Source organism: Sphingopyxis yananensis (assembly GCF_020687785.1).
GTDB lineage: Bacteria > Pseudomonadota > Alphaproteobacteria > Sphingomonadales > Sphingomonadaceae > Sphingopyxis > Sphingopyxis yananensis.
In genome coordinates, this window is the sequence record NZ_JAJEWI010000005.1 from 640203 (window position 1) to 657475 (window position 17273).

Below are 17273 nucleotides of genomic sequence, written 5' to 3' on the forward strand. Positions count from 1 at the left end.
CCGTAGGCGTTAGGGGCGGAAGCCGCCGAGATTGCGCTTGCTGGACGACAAGGAGAGGACTTTCTTGCCTTTTGGGGTCAGCGCCCATTTTGCACCTTGTTTGACGACAAGGCCGAGTTCGGCGAGTTCGTCGCGGGTCGTGTCGCTGGGCAGTTGGGCACGGCGGTTGGAAACGCCCTCAAGTGTTGCGCGCTGTGCTTGATTGAGGATCGGGAGAACGGCTTTTTCTTTTTCAGCCATGGGATTTTGCCTTTTTATACAGGAAGGGCGGGGCGCATGGCCCCACCCTGATGTGATGTCGAAAGCGGTTATGCCAGATTGGACAACCAAGCGCCGCTGTTATTTTACGTTTATTCCGCTGCGATGCCCGCGTTGGCGAACATATCGTCGCTGCCGGCATTTTCGTCGATGACGGCGGGAGCATCGCCAGCCTTGGCGTTTTTACGGCTGTCGAAGCTGGACCAGACGGTGTTCCAGTCGCCGCGCGTCGCGGCCTTGCTATATTCTGTCGCACGGGTTTCGAAGAAGTTGGCATGTTCGACGCCGTTCAAGAGCGGGGTCAGCCATGGCAGCGGATGCTCGTCGATCATGTAAATGGGTTTCAGGCCCAATTGGCCCAGGCGCCAGTCAGCGATGTAGCGGACATATTTCTTGATGTCCTTGGGCGTCATGCCGGGGACTGGACCCATTTCGAACACCAGATCGATGAAGGCGTCTTCGATGCGGACGGTTTTTTGGCACATGTCCATGATGTCGTCCTTCACCGATTGGGTGAAGCAATCGCGTTCTTTGACGAAAGTGTGGAACAGGCGGATGATGCCTTCGCAGTGCAAAGTTTCGTCGCGCACCGACCAAGAGACGATCTGGCCCATGCCCTTCATCTTGTTGAAGCGCGGGAAGTTCATCAGCATGGCGAAGCTGGCGAAAAGTTGCAGACCTTCGGTGAAGGCCCCGAACATCGCCAAGGTTTTGGCAATATCTTCATCGCTATCGACGCCGAAGGTATTCAGATAATCATGCTTATCCTTCATTTCCTTATATTGCATGAAGGCGGAATATTCGGATTCTGGCATGCCGATGGTGTCGAGCAAATGGCTGTAAGCCGCGATATGCACGGTTTCCATGTTGCTGAACGCGGTCAGCATCATTTTGATTTCGGTCGGCTTGAACACGCGGCCATATTTTTCATGGTAGCAATCTTGCACTTCCACATCGGCTTGCGTGAAGAAGCGGAAGATTTGCGTCAGCAAATTGCGTTCATGGTCGGACAGCTTTTGTGCCCAATCGCGGCAATCCTCGCCCAAGGGCACTTCTTCGGGAAGCCAGTGCAATTGTTGCTGACGTTTCCAAAATTCATAAGCCCATGGATATTCGAAAGGCTTGTAGACCTTGCTGGCATGAAGAAGAGGCATGGGGCGGACTTTCTATGGGCGCATAGCGCGCTGAAACATATGGGGTGATGCGGTTTGACCGGTGATCAGAACCGCATCTTATCATATTTTGGCCAAAGACGCGCTTTGGCCGAAAAGAGGCTTATTGGCAGGCCAAGCATTCATCATAATCGGTGCTTTCACCGATTTCGAATTTGGGGGCGTCGATGGTGTTATCCGCCTCTACGCCGCCGGCAAAGCCAGCGCGTTGGACCGACTTGGAACGCAGATAATAGAGCGACTTAATGCCCAATTCCCATGCGCGGTAGTGGAGCATCAGCAGGTCCCATTTTTCCACATCGGCGGGGATGAACAGGTTGAGCGATTGCGCCTGATCGATGAAGGGCGTGCGGTCCGCAGCCAGTTCGAGCAGCCAGCGTTGGTCGATTTCAAAGCTGGTCTTGAACGTGTCTTTTTCGTCCACCGTCAGGAAGTCGAGATGTTGGACGCTGCCGCCCTTTTCAAGGATGGTGTTCCAAACGGCGTCGCTGTTTTTCGCTTTGTTGATCAGCAAGGATTCCAGATAGGGATTCTTGACGGCAAAGCTGCCCGACAGGGTTTTGTGGGTGTAGATATTGGCCGGAATAGGTTCGATGCAGGCGCTGGTGCCGCCGCAGATGATCGAGATGGACGCGGTGGGCGCAATCGCCATTTTGCAGCTGAAGCGTTCCATCACGCCTTGGTCGGCAGCATCAGGGCAGGGGCCGCGTTCATTGGCGAGCAGCATTGAGGCTTGGTCGACTTGGGCGCGGATATGCTTGAAGATTTTGAGGTTCCAAGACTTGGCCATGGCGCCTTCGAAGGACAGACTGCGTGCTTGAAGGAAGCTGTGGAAACCCATGACGCCCAGACCGACGGACCGTTCGCGGCTGGCGGAATATTTGGCGCGGGCCATTTCGGGCGGGGCGCGGTCGATATAATCCTGAAGGACATTGTCGAGCATGCGCATGACGTCTTCGATGAACAGCTTGTCGCCATTCCACTGATCCCATGTTTCAAGGTTCAGCGAGGAAAGGCAGCAAACAGCGGTGCGGTCTTCGCCCAGATGGTCGCGGCCCGTGGGCAGGGTGATTTCGCTGCACAGGTTGGAGGTCGAAACCTTGAGGCCGAGGTCGCGGTGATGCTTGGGCATGGCGCGGTTCACGGTGTCGGAGAAGACGATATAAGGCTCGCCCGTGCGGAGGCGGGTTTCCACTAGCTTTTGGAACAGCGAACGGGCGTGCACGGTGGCGCGGACCGAGCCGTCCTTGGGCGAGGTGAGGTCCCATTGCTCGTCATTATGGACGGCCTGCATGAAGGCGTCGCTGACGAGGACGCCATGGTGCAGGTTCAGCGCCTTGCGGTTGAAGTCGCCCGTGGTGTTACGGATTTCGAGAAATTCTTCGATTTCGGGGTGCGAAATGTCGAGATAGCAAGCCGCCGAACCACGGCGCAGCGAGCCTTGGGAAATGGCCAAGGTCAGGCTGTCCATCACGCGGACGAAGGGGATGATGCCGCTGGTTTTGCCATTAAGGCCAACGGGTTCGCCAATGCCGCGCACATGGCCCCAATAGGTGCCGATGCCACCGCCGCGCGACGCGAGCCAGACATTTTCGACCCATGTGTTGACGATTCCGTTCAGGCTGTCGTCCACCGAGTTTAAATAGCAGCTGATGGGCAGGCCGCGACCCGTGCCGCCGTTGGACAGGACGGGAGTGGCGGGCATGAACCACAGGCGCGAGATATAGTCATAGAGGCGCTGGGCATGATCTTGGTCGTCGGCATAAGCGTCGGCGACGCGGGCGAACAGATCTTGGTAGGATTCGCCGGGCAGGAGGTAGCGGTCCTCGAGCGTTTCTTTGCCGAAATCGGTGAGCAGATCGTCACGGCTGCGGTCCACCTTGATGTCGAAGCGGCGCGCGTGGACGGTGGGCTGGCCCTGATCGTTCAAGCTGGACGTCGCGGCAGCAGCGAGGGTGGCAGCAACGCCAGCAGACATGGCGTCCGATGAGCTATAATCTGTGGTTGCACCTTCGTTCATATCTGTTCGTTCCGTCGCGCGAAAGTCCATTTGGATGGCCCCTGTTGATGCAGCGCCAAAGGCGCGCATGTTCGTGAAGATCATAGCTTTTGGGCAGTGCCCCAGCAATTCTTATCCACATCCCAAATGGCTGTGTTTTGGACGCGTGATAGGTGCTTCGAAATCCCTTGCGACGCAAAGAATGCGAATTCCCTATTTTGGTCCGAACACTAATTATTGGGGTGTCGATGTTGTCCCGCCTACCACCTATAGTGCCATGCGCGGGGGAAAGTTCAAGCCGTTAAATGCTGTTGACTATCCTCGGTTCGTCGAAGTTTCGATTCATGTCATCGCCCCCAAGAGCCGGTTTTGACGGCAAAGGCAAGGCTTTCTGCGGAAGATCGCTGGCCGCCTGTGGTGGGGAAAAAATTATCAATGAAGCGCATTGGGAAGCATAACCCGCCTGTGCGGCGGTGAACGGAGGATGTGGACGCAAGAGGTGCGCCATTTTGACCCATAATTTACGTCCGTTGGGCGCAAAGAAATCGGCAATGCATGATTTGCAATCGAGCCGCGACGCGGTGGACGAGGTTAGAAAAGAGCGAAATGGGATGAGACCATGTGGCTGGGGTGGCTAGGGGCCAGCACTGTGCCGGTCGCTTCTTGCTGGGCATATGGAAAAGGGTCCCAGCATGACGCTGAGACCCTTCATTTTGATCGGTTGAGCGACGCTTATGCGTGGCTGCTGCCGTTGCCGGTGCCGAAGCCGAGACCGAGCCATCTCCAAAATGCCATGTGCCTTCTCCTATTATGCTGTTCTGGATAGGTACAAGGCCAGAACAGTTAACGGAGCGTTTACCATTTCAATTAACCAGAATCGAGACAGATTCCGAAAAATGGTATCAAATTGGCACTATGCGGATAGAGGCGGGTGGAGACTGTCCAAAGAAGCCATGATTTCAAAGAAGAGTTGAGGCTTACCAAGGTGATAGCCCTGAGCTACATCGCAGCCTAGATTGCGGAGCAAGGTCAGAGTTTCCTGATCCTCAATGCCTTCGGCGACCGCGACCGCGCCCAACCGGTGCGCCAACTCGATGGTGGATTTCACAATTTCGAAATTCCGTTGCGAGTCGCGCATTGTTTTGACGAAGCTTTTGTCGATCTTAATCTCGTCGGCTTCGATGCGCGTGAAATATTCGAGGTTGGACTGGCCCGTGCCATAATCGTCAATGGACAAGCGGATGCCATATTGGCGCAAGGTCGCCAAAGTTTGCATCGCTTGGCGGCTGTCTTCAAATTGTGCGGTTTCTGTAATTTCGATGGTTAATTTGCTTGCGGGGAAGCTGTGATCGTCCAGCATTGTCACAATTGTTGCGGCAAGATCAGCTTGGTCCAATAGCGCAGCCGATAGGTTGACAGATACCGCCAGCGGATGCCCCGCTGCATGCAATTGGGCCCCGCATTGAATGGACCGTTTCATGACGAACAGCGTGAGCCGGTAGATGTCCTGACTTTTTTCGGCTTGGACGATAAACTGGTCGGGTGGGATGGGGCCGCGCGAGGGATGAGTCCAGCGCGCCAAGGCCTCGACCCCAACCATCTGGCCGCTGGCCATGTCGAATTGCGGCTGGAAGGCAACCCAAAAGTCACCATTGCTAAGCGCGTCTTTTAGTTGGGATTGGAATGATAATTTCCATGCAGCATCATCGTCTTGGCTGCTGGTGTGGCGTTCAAACAAATTGCGGTTGCGTACTGCTCGGTCGACCGCGCCGCGCGCCGCGGCGAGGCGCTGGCTGTTTGAGCCTTCGGTTTCATCATTGATGCCGAAGGCGATATTCACGTCAATCCGGCGGTCATCAATGATGATCGGCGTGTGAAAGAGGGCTGCTAGGCCAGCCAATTGCGCCTCGATCTCGGTGGTTTTTTGAATCGGACTGAGCCACGCAAAGCTTCCGTCCGCGTCATGATATAAGCTTGTATCCGCCGAACCAATTTGCAGGCGGCGCGCGATTTGTTCGATGAGGCGTTGGCCATAATCGGATGATAAATAGGTCGTGATCTCATCGAAATTCACGATTTTGGCGGCGACGATACTCCGCTGCCCAAAGGAATCATTTTGGCGTAGGGCATTAAAGTTGGGGAGACCTGAGATCGGATTATGCTGTTGGGCGGCCCATTTCCGGCGAACCAGAATCATCTGAATTGAGAAGGTCGCAAGCAAAACAAGGCTAGGGGCAATTTTGATATGCACCAAAATTTGGAGCAGTAAAAATTTGGTTATGATCAAGGCCGCACCGATGCATGCTGCGATGATTAAAAAGCGACGCGTTTTTTTGCGTAGGAAAAGTGCTAAGGTTACCGCCACGACGAGAAGAAATGAAGGCATCCAGTAAAGTTGTATCGGATTGCCGCGTTTGAGCGTTTCGCCAGCCATGATATGGATGTCCGCGCCAGGCGTCCGACCATGGCCTGGGAAATAATGCTGGTCGCTGGAGTTGCTAGTATAGAAGCCGAAAACGGCGTCTTTTCCACGCAGTGCATTTGATGCAAATTTCCCTTCTAGTAAGTCGATCGCGTTGATTTTGACAATGCTGCTGGGGAGGTAGGAATAGTCCACCGGATATTGGCTTGGGGATTGTAGGGGGAGTCGCGCAATGAGTGAAGAAAAAGTGGGTATGACCCGCGTTCCCGCGTCAACGGCATAAGGTACTTCCCATACCTGCCAGAACATATATTCCCAGCAAACACATGCTCTTATGGCACGCTTGCTGAATTTTTCAGACGGCCAATTAATGCCTTCGAGACGATTTTCGCCCGGAACGACTGTGTTGGCTTCGACGCTGAGTGCGATTCTGTCGTCCCAAGCATCAACGCTGGAAACAAGCTGGGGGAAATTGGGATTTTTTTCAAACCGATTATACTGAAAGTCGACAAAGATACGTTCAAGGCCAGCGTGGCGGGCCGCGTCTAAGATACGGCTATGCTCTTCGAGCGTTAATTCCGTGCGGTCCAAGCGGCGGAGAGTTTCGTCGTCGACCGTAATGGCGATGGTTTCGCCGGAAACGGAACGCCATGCAAATTTGCCGGTGGTCAGTTCGATGAAGCTGTCGATCGGTTCGAGGAGGGCGGAGGCGCCAACCAGAATCGCTATGATGAGCGACAGCACATAGCTGCGCCACCCAATCGCAATTCTTTTACGGCTTTTTTGCACATCTGCCTCCAGCAATATGGCTGGTGCTAGGCTGTGATCGTTAGCATCTCGTTAAGGCTGTCATTTTCCATCATGAAACCTGTTTCAATTTGGGACGGCGCAGTGGGCGCGGCGGCGAGGTTCAGGCGGATGTAAAAATGCCGCCCATGGGATGATGGGCGGCCTTATTTATAAATCATTATATTTCAATATTTTGGGTGAAATATAATGATGTCTGGGCTGTATTAAGCAATTGCTGGGATGGCGGGGAGCGCCGCGTCGCCTGCGACGGCGGCGGCATAATGGCCTTCGGCGGCTGGGACGATTTGATCGAGGTAGAAATTCGTCGAGCCGATTTTGGCGTTCAAAAAGGCCGAATCGCCAGTTCCGGCGGCCAGTTCCGCTTGGGCCGCGCGGCGCTGTTTAAGCAGCAACCAGCCGCAGGTCGCGGTGGAGAGCATGGTGAGATAGGGGTAGCTGCCAGCCAGACGATCCGGCGTGGACGCACCCATCATATAGTCGGTGACATGACGGCAGCTTTCCGCGAGATGGGCCAAGGCCGGATGGTCCTTGGCATCGCGGGCGATATCGTCGATCAGGCTGCGGACGGCCGCGCCGCCAGCGAGGCCCAATTTGCGGCCGACAAGGTCTGCAGCTTGGATGCCATTGGTGCCTTCATAGATGGGAGCAATGCGCGCATCACGATAATGCTGGGCCGCGCCGGTTTCTTCGATAAAGCCCATGCCGCCATGCACCTGAATGCCCAAGCTGGCGACTTCGCAGCCGATGTCGGTTGCATGGGCTTTGGCGAGTGGGATCAGAACCTCGGCGCGGGCAGCGGCATCTTCGTCGCCCAAATGGCCGAAGTCGGTTTGTGCGGTAGCATAATAGATGAGGGCGCGCGCAGCCTCGGTTTGCGAACGCATACGCCACAACATGCGGCGCACGTCGGGGTGATGGTCGATGGTGACGGGGGTGCGGTCGGCGGAGCCGGCCAAGGAGGATTGCACCCGTTCCGCGGCATAGCGTTGGGCTTGTTGCAGAGCGCGTTCGGCGATTTGGACGCCTTGGCAGCCGACCATTAGGCGGGCGTTGTTCATCATTACGAACATGGCGCGGATGCCGCCCATTTCCGCGCCGATCAATTCGCCAAGGCAATCTTCGTCTTCGCCATACACCATGACGGCGGTGGGGGAGGAGTGAATGCCCATTTTATGTTCGATGCTGGCACAGTGGACGCCATTGCTGATCGTCGGCTTGCCGTCGGCGTCCAAACGATATTTGGGGACGAGGAAGAGCGAAATGCCGCGCGTGCCCTCGGGCGCGTCGGGGGTGCGGGCCAATACCAGATGGATGATATTGTCGGTGAGGTCATGCTCGCCAAAGGTGATGAAGATTTTTTGACCCTTGATCTTGTAGAGACCAGCATTGGGGCCTTCGGTGACTTTTTCTGCCGTCGAACGCAGAGCGCCGACATCGCTGCCTGCGCTGGGTTCGGTCAGGTTCATCGTGCCATTCCATTCGCCCGATACTATCTTGGGCAAATAGGTCTGGCGTTGCTCTTCGCTGCCATAGGCCATCAGGGCGTGGATCGCGCCAGCCGACAATATGGGGCAGAGGGTGAAGCCCATATTGGCGGTGCCCAATGCTTCGGTGACCACGCCCGCGAGGGTGAAGGGCAGGCCTTGGCCGCCATATTCGGTGGGGCCGTCAATGCTGCCCCAGCCAGCCTCGACAAATTGCGCATAGGCTTCTTTGAAGCCCGCCGGCATGGTGACTTTGCCATTATTCCATTGGGGGTTGTGGACGTCGCCAACGCGGTTCAAGGGGGCGTACACATCGGCAGCAAATTCACCGATGCCGGTGACAATGGCTTCGACCATATCAGGCGTGGCGTCGGCGAAGCGTTCATGGTCTGCCATAGCAGAGACGTTTGCGATGTGATTGAGAACGAACAATTGTTCGGTCGTTGGCGGTGTATATGTCATATGTGTTCCGACGTTTGGGGGTGAATCATATTTTTGCCTAAGTTATAGCGCGGTGATGCCGAGGATCAAATGAACGAACATATGGAAACGATATCGCGCCCGCTGGATGCGCCGAGCCTGAGCATGGCGGCGGCGTTGATTGCGGCGGGGCAACCCGTCGCGGTGGCGACGGAAACGGTTTACGGATTGGCGGCGGACGCCACCAATGCGGAGGCGGTGGCGCGTATCTATGCCGCGAAGGGGCGACCTGATTTCAATCCGTTGATCGTGCATGTACCCAATATTGCGGTGGCGGAGACATTGGGGATGTTTGGCGAAGCGGAACAGGCGCTGGCCGAGCATTTCTGGCCCGGTCCGTTGACAATGGTGGTTGCCAAAACACCCGATTGCCCTGTGGCCAGCATTGCGACCGCCGGATTGGATAGCATCGCCATTCGGGTGCCGCAGCACCGCGCTATGCAGGCCTTATTGGCGGCCAGTGGGCGGCCATTGGCGGCACCCAGTGCCAATGCGAGCGGCAAGGTGAGCCCCACGCGGGCGAGCCATGTGATGGCGAGTTTGGATGGCCGGATTGCTATGGTGCTGGATGATGGCCCGTGCAGTGCGGGCGTGGAATCGACCATCATTCGCGTGGTGGACGGTGCGATCGAACTGCTGCGGCCTGGACCGATTACGGCGGAGGCCTTGGAGCAGGTGTCCGCCTTGCCCGTGCGGGGCGTGTCGGGGGCGGAGATTGTGGCCCCTGGTATGTTGGCCAGCCATTATGCGCCCGGGAAACCCGTGCGCTTGGATGCGCGTGATTTTGCGGCGGAGGAATTTGGCATTGGTTTTGGGGATGTGCAGGGCGAATTTTCGCTGAGCGAGCGCGGCGATTTGACCGAGGCGGCGGCGCGATTATTTGATGCGCTGCATGCGGGCGCGGCCAGCCCCAAAATGCGCATTGCCGTGGCCACCATTCCCGAACAAGGTTTGGGGGCGGCCATTATGGACCGGTTGCGCCGCGCGGCGGTGTGATGATGGGCCGGGTTTATGGCTGATGCGCAGGCGATACGCCGCATTTGTGGGTCAGCCTATCACGGTGGATCAGGCGGTAACAGGTTGTGCTGCGGCCTTGGCGGGGCGGGTGACATAAAGACAGGCTGTGACGATCAATCCCGCGCCGATGAGCGTTGAGAGGGTGACGCTTTCTTGGAAGAAAACCCAGCCATAGAACATCGCCCATAAAAAACCCGTATATTCGGTGGTGACCAAAATCTGGGTTTGAGCGCGGGCATAGGCCCATGTGAGCAGCATCAGCGATAAGACAGCCATGGCGGCAGCGCTGACGATGGGTATCGCATCGGAAAGACTGGGAACCACCAAAAACCATGGCGCGGCCAAGCCCAAGATCAGCGTCACAAAGACATTTTGATAAAAGGCGATTTCCAAGGGACCAGCCATTTTTGCTTGCTTGCGGGCCAAAATAAGATTGGCCGCATAGCAAAGCGCGGAGATGGAAACCGCGGCAACGGCCAGCAGCGCATCTGGTGCGTGCTTGCTGGCGCCCAATTTGCCAATGACAATGACGACGACCCCCGCAAAGCCCATGAGCGCGGCGATGATGGAGCGACGATCGACCGCCTCGCCCAAAAATATGGCGGCCATGAAGATGGCGAGCAATGGTGCGATGAAAGCGAGGGAAATCGCCTCTGCCATCGGAAGGCGAGCGAGACCCCAGAAAAAGAAAAAGGCCATGGCGGCAACGAAAATGGATCGCACGAAATGGATGACCATAGTGGCGCGATTGGGCCATGTCGGGCGCATGGCGGCATAAGCGATGCCGCATAGCACCGTTCCCGCCGTGGTGCGCCAGATGACGGCATTATAGGCCCCCATGCTGATCGACAGCCCCTTCATCAACACATCCATCGTCGAATAAAGCGCGATGCCAGCGCAAGCGATGAGGACGGGTTTTAGCGGCGAGGTCGAATCAGCATACATGGTGGCGTGGCTGTAGCCGAAGTGGGAGGCGGTGGCGCGGGAAATTTCGGGGCGGTTTTGGGCGCTGGCAAGCTGGCAATGAAGGGAGGCGATGACGGTTGTTTCATGCGCTATTTGGGGAGGAAGCAGGAGCGAGCAGAGGCGGTTGTTTTCTGGTAAATCCGAGCTAACATAGATGATGATAACAATATCGGCAGTTCGTGCCGAAGCGCCACACTCTCCCCATGATCAGCCCCGCATCGGGCGGTGCCTTGGTTCAATCGGAGGGAGGAGCGTATGCCGGTTTATATGGTGTCTTATGATATTTTAAACGAAGGCGGCACGCATGATTATGAACCGTTGTGGAAAGATTTGAAATCTGTTGGCGCGCAATCGGTGCAGGACGGATTGTGGGTGGTCGAACTGGATAGTGATTTGCCCTGTGTGGAATCGCGCTTTGCGGGATTTTTGGATCGGGGCGATCGCTTGTTGGTATCATGCTTGAAAAACGGGCAGTTTTTGCAAAGTCAAAGCCGTGCAGGAACCGATGCTTGGTTGGCTGCGCACCCGCCGGGTGAATGACCAGCGCCAGCGTGATGGGACACGGCGTGAGCGAGGATCGCATAACAGGGAGAAAGCGGCGGAGAGGCCTCCGCCGCCGCAATGGATAATGACTTAGCGGAAGGATGCCATGCCCGCGCCGTCGATGTTTAATTTTTGGCCAGAGCAATAGGGGTTGGCGTCGCTGACGAGCCATAGGACGGCGGCGGCGACATCCGAGGGCAAAGAGACGCGGCCAAAGGGGAATTTCGCGTCGAGATGGTGGATGTCATCTTGGCCGGTAATGGCGCGGGACAGGCGCGAGCCCATGTCGCTGACCGTCAGCGATGGCGCGACGATGTTGACGCGCACGCCGTGCCCGACTTCTTCTTTGGCGAGGGTGAGGGCCAAGGCTTCGCCCGCCCCTTTGGCCATATTATAGGGCGCGCCATTGGGGCCGTGGCTGAGGGTGGCGACGCTGGAAATGACAATGATGTCGCTGCGATCATGCTGGCGCAATTGCGGCAGAGCGAGGCGGGAAAGGCGATGCGGCCCAGCGGCATGAATGGCCAGCAATTTTTCGACTTCGCCCGTATCCGTATCGGCCACAGCTTGTCCGCGCGATGCGACGCCCGCATTGTTGATGAGGATTGAGAGCGAGCCAAGGTCATTGGCGATGGCGGCGACCATAGCGGCGCAGGCGGCTTCGTCGGTGACATTGGCTTGATACGCCTTGGCGCGGCGGCCCATGGCCGTGATGGCGGCGACGGTTTCATCCGCGGCGTCGGCGTCGCGGCTGTAATTGACGGCCACATCCGCGCCCGCTTCGGCCAAAGCCAGCGCAATGCCGCGACCGATGCCGCGTGAAGCACCCGTGACCAAAGCGGTGCGACCTTGAAGGCTGATGTTGGTCATATTCTCCCTCTCCCTCATTCTTGAGTTTAGGCGATTATTGCATGACGTTTCCGTAAACGTAAGATAGCATCGGGCAAAATGATGGGAAAAAATCATGAGCTGGGAAAAAGAGGTCGAAGAATTGGCTCTGCGCCGTGCCATGGCCGAGAAGATGGGCGGCGCCGAAAAGGTGGCGCGGCAACATGGGCGCGGGAAAATGGATGCGCGCGCGCGGATAGCGGCCTTGGTCGATGCCCATAGTTTTCGCGAGATTGGGAAAATTGCGGGGCGCGGCCGCTATGGCGCGGCCGGAGCATTGGAAGATTTGGCGGCCAGCAATTTTATATTTGGGCGCGCCAATATCGATGGTAGGCCGGTGGTGGCTTCCGCCGATGATTTTACGGTGCGCGGCGGGGCGGCGGATGCCGCGCTGCACCGCAAATTCATTCAGTGCGAGGCGATGGCCCATGAATATCGGCTGCCGCTGATCCGCATGATTGATGGGACGGGCGGCGGGGGGTCTGTGAAGACCCTAGAGGATATGGGCTATACCTATATTCCCGCCGTGCCCGGATGGGATCAGATTATCCAAAATTTGGACGAAGTGCCGGTGGTGGCTTTGGCATTGGGGCCGACGGCCGGATTGGGCGCGGCGCGGGTGGTGGCCAGCCATTATAGCGTGATGGTGCGCGGCCTGTCGCAACTGTTCGCGGCCGGGCCCGCCGTGGCGGCGGCGATTGGTGACACGCTGGACCGCGAGGAATTGGGCGGCGTGGACGTGCATACGCGCAATGGCGTGGTGGATGACGAAGTGGCAAGCGAGGCCGAAGCGATGGCCCGCGCGCGTCAATTTTTATCCTATTTGCCGTCGTCCATATATGGGCGGGCGGAGCGAAAACACAGCCGTGATTATGTGAACCGCCGCGATGAATCGCTGTTGTCCGCTGTGCCGCGCGACCCCAAGCAGGTGTATGCGATGCGGCGCATTTTGGCGAGCGTGGTCGACCAAGGCAGCCTGTTTGAAATGGGGGCGCGGTGGGGGCGGGCGGCGATTACCGCCTTTGCGCGGCTGGACGGATATCCGGTGGCGGTGCTGGCCAGCGACCCGAGCTTTTTGGGCGGGTCGTGGGACGCCAAGACCAGCGAGAAGGCCGAGCGTTTTGTGAAATTGGCGGATCAGTTCCATTTGCCGATTGTGCATTTGGTGGACAATCCCGGATTTATGATTGGCGGGGAAGCCGAACGGGCGGGGACGATCCGTTATGGAGTGCAGGCGATGAACGCCATTTACCGCGCCAAAGTGCCGCTGGCGTCGGTGGTTATCCGCCGCGCTTATGGCATTGCGGGCAGTGCGATGTCGAACGCCGAGCGGTTTCAATATCGTTTTGCATGGCCGTCGGGCGATTGGGGGAGCCTGCCGATCGAAGGCGGGGTCGAGGTGGCCTATAAAAGCGAGTTGGAAGCCGCAGACGATCCCGCCGCCCATTTGCAAGCGATACGGGCGCGGCTGAACCGTGTGCGGTCGCCGTTCCGCACTGCCGAAAAATTTGGGGTGGAGGATATTATCGACCCACGCGACACGCGGCCCTTGCTGTGCGAATTTGCCGAATTGGCGTGGCGGGCGATGCCATAAGCCAAGAGTTTATACGCGGCCATGTTGGGCTGGGCGCGGCAGAAAACCGCGCCTGTCCGATTGGCGGGACGGGCGAAGCTTAATCGTCGGCGGCGCCGGGGTTAAAATTTGCTTCCAGCAATTCGATGGTGAGCGGGTCGCCTTCGCGGTCCAGATAGGCGAAGGCCAGATCGGGCGCGGCGCGGTTATACCAAGCGGTGCGATAGCCGAGCGTTGCCAATTTTTCGATCCAATGTTCGACGGGCGCCACGCGGAAGCGCAAATGATGCATGCCTTCCTGACCCTGTTCCAGAAAATCGCGGTGCGGGGTGTCGCCTGAAATCCATTCGATCAATTCAATTTCGATATCGCCTATTTGTCCGAAGGCGAAATTGGCTTTGTAGGACGACGGGGGCTGGCCGCGATAGGAGCATTGATAATCGCCGACGTCGATTTTGCGGAAAGGGCCGAAGAGCGGATCGTAACGCGCAATGGCGGTGTCGAGATCGCGCACCACAAAGCCGATTTGATCGGCAGGCGGCAGGCCGATGGTCTGAAATTCGGATGGTGGTGTGAGCTTTTGTGTCATATGGGCTGTTTCTCGGCTAAGTTGTTACGCATTTTATCGATAAATTCTTATTTGTTATCATAGTTCGTATTTTTCGCCTTTTGTCGAGATGGTTTTGAAATGCGCTTTCATGCGGCCATTCGGAAGAAGGGACCAGGCGTTAGCCGGTTTTGGGGGCGGCACCGGCGGCACTGGTAGGTGTGGATTGCTTGTTTCCCCAGCCATGCTGTGCAATAGGCGCGCCCCATTTTGCGGTGATATTCCAGAAAGATTGATGATGAGCAGTAGCAGCGGTTCGGCGCTGGGCGTGGATTTTGGAACGACCAACAGCGTGGTGGCTTGGGCGGATTCGCCCGAGGGTGCGCAATTGGTGCCGCTGCGCGCGCCGGATGGAGAAACATCGGTATTTCGTTCCGCGCTATGTTTTTGGGAAGAACCCAGTGCGCGGCGCGGCATGGCTTATGATGCGGGGCCGTGGGCGATTGCGGAATATTTGGAAGCGCCGCTGGATAGCCGCTTTGTGCAATCGTTCAAAAGCGTGGCGGCCAGCCCGCTGTTTGAGCGCGCCAACATTTATAACAATGCGTTGCGGTTCGAGGATATGGGCCAGATGTTTCTGGAACGGCTGGTGCATCATGCGGGCAATGGGCTGAAGAATAGGCCGCCGCGCGTGATTGTTGGGCGGCCCGTGGAATATGCGGGCGCGCGGGCCGATGCGGCGCTGGCGCGGGAGCGTTATGACCGGATGTTCGCCGATTTTGGCACTGAGCTACATTATGTGTTCGAGCCATTGGGGGCGGCGCTGAGTTATGCGCGGCAGATTGACCATGAATCGACCGTGTTGGTGGGCGATTTTGGTGGCGGTACGACGGACTTTTCGGTGGTGAAAATTGCCGAGCGCGGGGCGAAGAAACGGTGTCAACCGCTGGCATCGGCTGGCATTGGCATTGCGGGGGATCAATTTGACTTTCGTTTGATGGACCGATTGGTTTTGCCCCTGTTGGGCAAGGGCAGTGCCTATCGCAGCTTTGAAAAGCTGTTGGAAATTCCGGGCGGATATTTTGCGGACTTTGGCAATTGGTCCAAGCTGGCGATGATGCGGAACCGCAAAACCTTGGACGGGCTGCGCAAGATGATGCGCGATGCGGTGGAGCCGGAAAAGCTGGCCGTGATGATTGCCTTGATCGAGCATGAGCAGGGGTTTCCGCTATATGATGCGATTGGCAAGGTGAAGCGCGCTTTGTCGAGCGAGGATGAAGCGGAGTTTCGCTTTGCGGGCGGCGGTGTGGATATTTCGGCGCGGGTGACGCGGCGAGAGTTTGAGGAATGGATTGCCGCAGATTTGCAGCGCATTGAAGCGGTGATGGAAAAGGCTTTGGCGAAAGCTGGGGTGGAGGCACACCAGATTGACCGTGTGTTCTTGACTGGTGGGTCGTCGTTGATTCCCGCAATATCGGCGATGTTTGCACGGCGTTTTGGCGCGGACCGTTTGGCGATGGGCGACGAGCTGACGTCGATTGCTTATGGTTTGGCGCTGATTGGGATGGAGGAAAACCCGGCCGAATGGACGGTCTGAACGGCGGCGCTTGGCGGGCCATCGGGGCGCAAGAAAAGGCGCGCGGGATGTGCAGGCGTTGAAGCGCGGGAAACATCGGGTGGGCCGAGCAGCCTTTGGCGGTGATGGGGCGTTTCATCACCATAATCCAAAGGAGACAAGCCATGCGATTAACCCCTATTTTGGGTGCAGCGACGGCGCTGGGTGCTTATGCTTATTGGTCCAAGAAGCAGCACCGCCCGTTGGAAGTCACCGATCATAGCGCCACCGTGGGGCCATATGGCCATTCGGACGGCACATCCCAGCGTTGGAATGCGGTGGATAAGACGATTGATGAAAGCTTTCCGGCCAGTGACCCGCCGGGAAATTATTAATATCTTCCCCTATCGGCCCGTTTTGACGCGGTGATGGGGACAAGCAAAGGCGCCGTGTGGAAACGGCGCCTTTTTTGTAGGCATTTACCAATCGGGGTTGCGGCTGGGCGCGCCGGAGAAGTGCACGACATGCTGTCCATAAATGGGGTCATAATAATGGCCGCCGTCTTGGTAATCGGCATTCCATATTTTTTGGCCCTGCGCATTGATGCGATAAAGATAGGGTGAGGCGTGGAGGCGTTCTTTGTGGAAACGGCCAGCTGGGCCCGATTCAATGTCGGTTCCATTGCCATAAAGCATCAGCCCGCCTTCGGCGCGGACCTCGTGCGCGGGGTCGGTGGTGCGATATTCATGGCTGACGTTGATGAGCTTGTGGCCCAATTCATGCGCCACCGTGCGTTCCAAGCGATTGGGCGTGGATAGGTTGGTGATCGTCATGACGCCGCGCAGGCGGTTGGGGATGGTGGTGCCATAGCTGTAGCTGGGGAAGCTGAGGCCGCCGGTGCGGACCATTTTGATCGTCCAATTGCGTTCGTCCACAGGGTCGATGAAGGGCATGAACACGTCTTGCAGCGCGATCAGATAGATGGTGCGGGGATTGTCTGTGTCTGGTTCGATGATGGTGTCAAAGGCTTCGTGCGCCAAGTCGCTGAGCGGGGTGGGGTGGCGTTGGGACGTTTGATAGCTGTTGATATATTCGGTGTCGGGGATTGTGGGATAAGGGTTGGCGTTGATTTGCAGATGACGCGGGTCAATTGCGCCGATGCGGACGGCCTTGAGGCGCAATTGCACGTCGGCCGCGCGGAAAATCGCTTTGGCGTGGCGCAGGCTGTCGAGCATCAGCGGCAGCGAGACTTTATTGAATTTGGCATCGAAGTTGGTGGGGACATAGAGGACGATATCCGCCGTTAATGGGCCGTGGATCAAATCCCTGTTAAACGCCGCAAGGTCGATTTTGGCGTCTTGCCATTGCGGGGTTTTGGTGGGGACGGCAGGGGCGCTTGCAGGCTTGGCTGGTGTCGGATCATGGGCAAGCGCAGGATGGCTGATCGCGAACAGGCTGGTCAAAAGAAGCGATGAGGCAAGGATAGATTTCATGAGGTCCCCTGTTTTGGCATGACGAAGCTATTGGGCGAAGGTATCGCTTGTGCCTATACACCAATG

14 protein-coding genes are annotated in these 17273 nt (G+C 57.3%); 5 read left to right on the plus strand and 9 right to left on the minus strand.

Annotated elements, in window-relative coordinates; translation table 11 throughout:
* Nucleotides 1-9: 9 nt before the first annotated feature.
* The 5 genes from LKO31_RS05605 to LKO31_RS05625 form a co-directional block, all read right to left on the minus strand.
* Entirely contained in the window at nt 10-240 is a 231-nt protein-coding gene (locus tag LKO31_RS05605) for a hypothetical protein (protein ID WP_227689155.1), read from the minus strand.
* 110 nt (nt 241-350) lie between these two features.
* A complete protein-coding gene (locus tag LKO31_RS05610) occupies nt 351-1412 on the minus strand; it encodes a ribonucleotide-diphosphate reductase subunit beta (protein WP_227689156.1) in 1062 nt (353 codons plus the stop codon).
* 121 nt (nt 1413-1533) lie between these two features.
* A complete protein-coding gene (locus LKO31_RS05615) occupies nt 1534-3480 on the minus strand; it encodes a ribonucleoside-diphosphate reductase subunit alpha (RefSeq protein ID WP_227689157.1) in 1947 nt (648 codons plus the stop codon).
* Between the two features lie 862 nt (nt 3481-4342).
* Entirely contained in the window at nt 4343-6640 is a 2298-nt protein-coding gene (locus LKO31_RS05620; RefSeq protein WP_227689158.1) for an EAL domain-containing protein, read from the minus strand.
* Between the two features lie 224 nt (nt 6641-6864).
* Nucleotides 6865-8607, minus strand: coding sequence for an acyl-CoA dehydrogenase (locus LKO31_RS05625; RefSeq protein WP_227689159.1), 1743 nt, complete (start codon nt 8605-8607; stop codon nt 6865-6867).
* Nucleotides 8608-8688: 81 nt separating this feature from the next.
* Here LKO31_RS05625 and LKO31_RS05630 point away from each other — a divergent pair, with 81 nt between their 5' ends.
* A complete protein-coding gene (locus LKO31_RS05630) occupies nt 8689-9621 on the plus strand; it encodes an L-threonylcarbamoyladenylate synthase (protein ID WP_227689160.1) in 933 nt (310 codons plus the stop codon).
* A gap of 69 nt (nt 9622-9690) precedes the next feature.
* On the opposite strand, the gene LKO31_RS05635 is transcribed toward LKO31_RS05630, so the two are convergent.
* The gene (locus tag LKO31_RS05635; RefSeq protein ID WP_227689161.1) at nt 9691-10587 is read right to left on the minus strand and encodes a DMT family transporter; all 897 of its coding nucleotides are present in this window, start codon (nt 10585-10587) and stop codon (nt 9691-9693) included.
* 288 nt (nt 10588-10875) lie between these two features.
* Here LKO31_RS05635 and LKO31_RS05640 point away from each other — a divergent pair, with 288 nt between their 5' ends.
* Nucleotides 10876-11148: a hypothetical protein gene (locus LKO31_RS05640; protein WP_227689162.1), complete on the plus strand. Its 273-nt coding sequence runs from the start codon at nt 10876-10878 to the stop codon at nt 11146-11148.
* 93 nt (nt 11149-11241) lie between these two features.
* On the opposite strand, the gene LKO31_RS05645 is transcribed toward LKO31_RS05640, so the two are convergent.
* Nucleotides 11242-12021: an SDR family NAD(P)-dependent oxidoreductase gene (locus LKO31_RS05645; protein WP_227689163.1), complete on the minus strand. Its 780-nt coding sequence runs from the start codon at nt 12019-12021 to the stop codon at nt 11242-11244.
* 94 nt (nt 12022-12115) lie between these two features.
* Between LKO31_RS05645 and LKO31_RS05650 the strand changes: the two genes are divergently transcribed.
* Nucleotides 12116-13633, plus strand: coding sequence for an acyl-CoA carboxylase subunit beta (locus tag LKO31_RS05650; protein WP_227689164.1), 1518 nt, complete (start codon nt 12116-12118; stop codon nt 13631-13633).
* A gap of 79 nt (nt 13634-13712) precedes the next feature.
* Here LKO31_RS05650 and LKO31_RS05655 read toward each other — a convergent pair whose 3' ends face one another.
* Nucleotides 13713-14201 (minus strand): VOC family protein, encoded by a 489-nt coding sequence (locus LKO31_RS05655; protein ID WP_227689165.1) that lies wholly within the window; start codon nt 14199-14201, stop codon nt 13713-13715.
* 256 nt (nt 14202-14457) lie between these two features.
* On the opposite strand from LKO31_RS05655, the gene LKO31_RS05660 reads away from it, so the two are divergent.
* Both LKO31_RS05660 and LKO31_RS05665 read left to right on the plus strand, forming a co-directional pair.
* Nucleotides 14458-15756, plus strand: a complete 1299-nt coding sequence (locus LKO31_RS05660) for an Hsp70 family protein (RefSeq protein ID WP_227689596.1) — start codon at nt 14458-14460, stop codon at nt 15754-15756.
* Between the two features lie 143 nt (nt 15757-15899).
* On the plus strand, nt 15900-16109 hold the full coding sequence (locus tag LKO31_RS05665; protein ID WP_227689166.1) for a hypothetical protein: 210 nt from the start codon (nt 15900-15902) through the stop codon (nt 16107-16109).
* A gap of 84 nt (nt 16110-16193) precedes the next feature.
* Here the strand turns inward: LKO31_RS05665 and LKO31_RS05670 are convergent, their stop codons facing one another.
* On the minus strand, nt 16194-17207 hold the full coding sequence (locus LKO31_RS05670; protein WP_227689167.1) for a hypothetical protein: 1014 nt from the start codon (nt 17205-17207) through the stop codon (nt 16194-16196).
* Nucleotides 17208-17273: the final 66 nt, after the last annotated feature.

What these genes read in the sequence shown, in the direction of transcription:
- LKO31_RS05630 (WP_227689160.1), top strand. Translation starts at nt 8,689, where the DNA reads ATGGAAACGATATCGCGCCCGCTGGATGCGCCGAGCCTGAGCATGGCG.
- LKO31_RS05615 (WP_227689157.1), bottom strand. Translation starts at nt 3,480, where the DNA reads ATGGACTTTCGCGCGACGGAACGAACAGATATGAACGAAGGTGCAACC.
- LKO31_RS05665 (WP_227689166.1), top strand. Translation starts at nt 15,900, where the DNA reads ATGCGATTAACCCCTATTTTGGGTGCAGCGACGGCGCTGGGTGCTTAT.
- LKO31_RS05605 (WP_227689155.1), bottom strand. Translation starts at nt 240, where the DNA reads ATGGCTGAAAAAGAAAAAGCCGTTCTCCCGATCCTCAATCAAGCACAG.
- LKO31_RS05640 (WP_227689162.1), top strand. Translation starts at nt 10,876, where the DNA reads ATGGTGTCTTATGATATTTTAAACGAAGGCGGCACGCATGATTATGAA.
- LKO31_RS05635 (WP_227689161.1), bottom strand. Translation starts at nt 10,587, where the DNA reads ATGTATGCTGATTCGACCTCGCCGCTAAAACCCGTCCTCATCGCTTGC.
- LKO31_RS05660 (WP_227689596.1), top strand. Translation starts at nt 14,458, where the DNA reads ATGAGCAGTAGCAGCGGTTCGGCGCTGGGCGTGGATTTTGGAACGACC.
- LKO31_RS05610 (WP_227689156.1), bottom strand. Translation starts at nt 1,412, where the DNA reads ATGCCTCTTCTTCATGCCAGCAAGGTCTACAAGCCTTTCGAATATCCA.
- LKO31_RS05650 (WP_227689164.1), top strand. Translation starts at nt 12,116, where the DNA reads ATGAGCTGGGAAAAAGAGGTCGAAGAATTGGCTCTGCGCCGTGCCATG.
- LKO31_RS05670 (WP_227689167.1), bottom strand. Translation starts at nt 17,207, where the DNA reads ATGAAATCTATCCTTGCCTCATCGCTTCTTTTGACCAGCCTGTTCGCG.
- LKO31_RS05655 (WP_227689165.1), bottom strand. Translation starts at nt 14,201, where the DNA reads ATGACACAAAAGCTCACACCACCATCCGAATTTCAGACCATCGGCCTG.
- LKO31_RS05645 (WP_227689163.1), bottom strand. Translation starts at nt 12,021, where the DNA reads ATGACCAACATCAGCCTTCAAGGTCGCACCGCTTTGGTCACGGGTGCT.
- LKO31_RS05625 (WP_227689159.1), bottom strand. Translation starts at nt 8,607, where the DNA reads ATGACATATACACCGCCAACGACCGAACAATTGTTCGTTCTCAATCAC.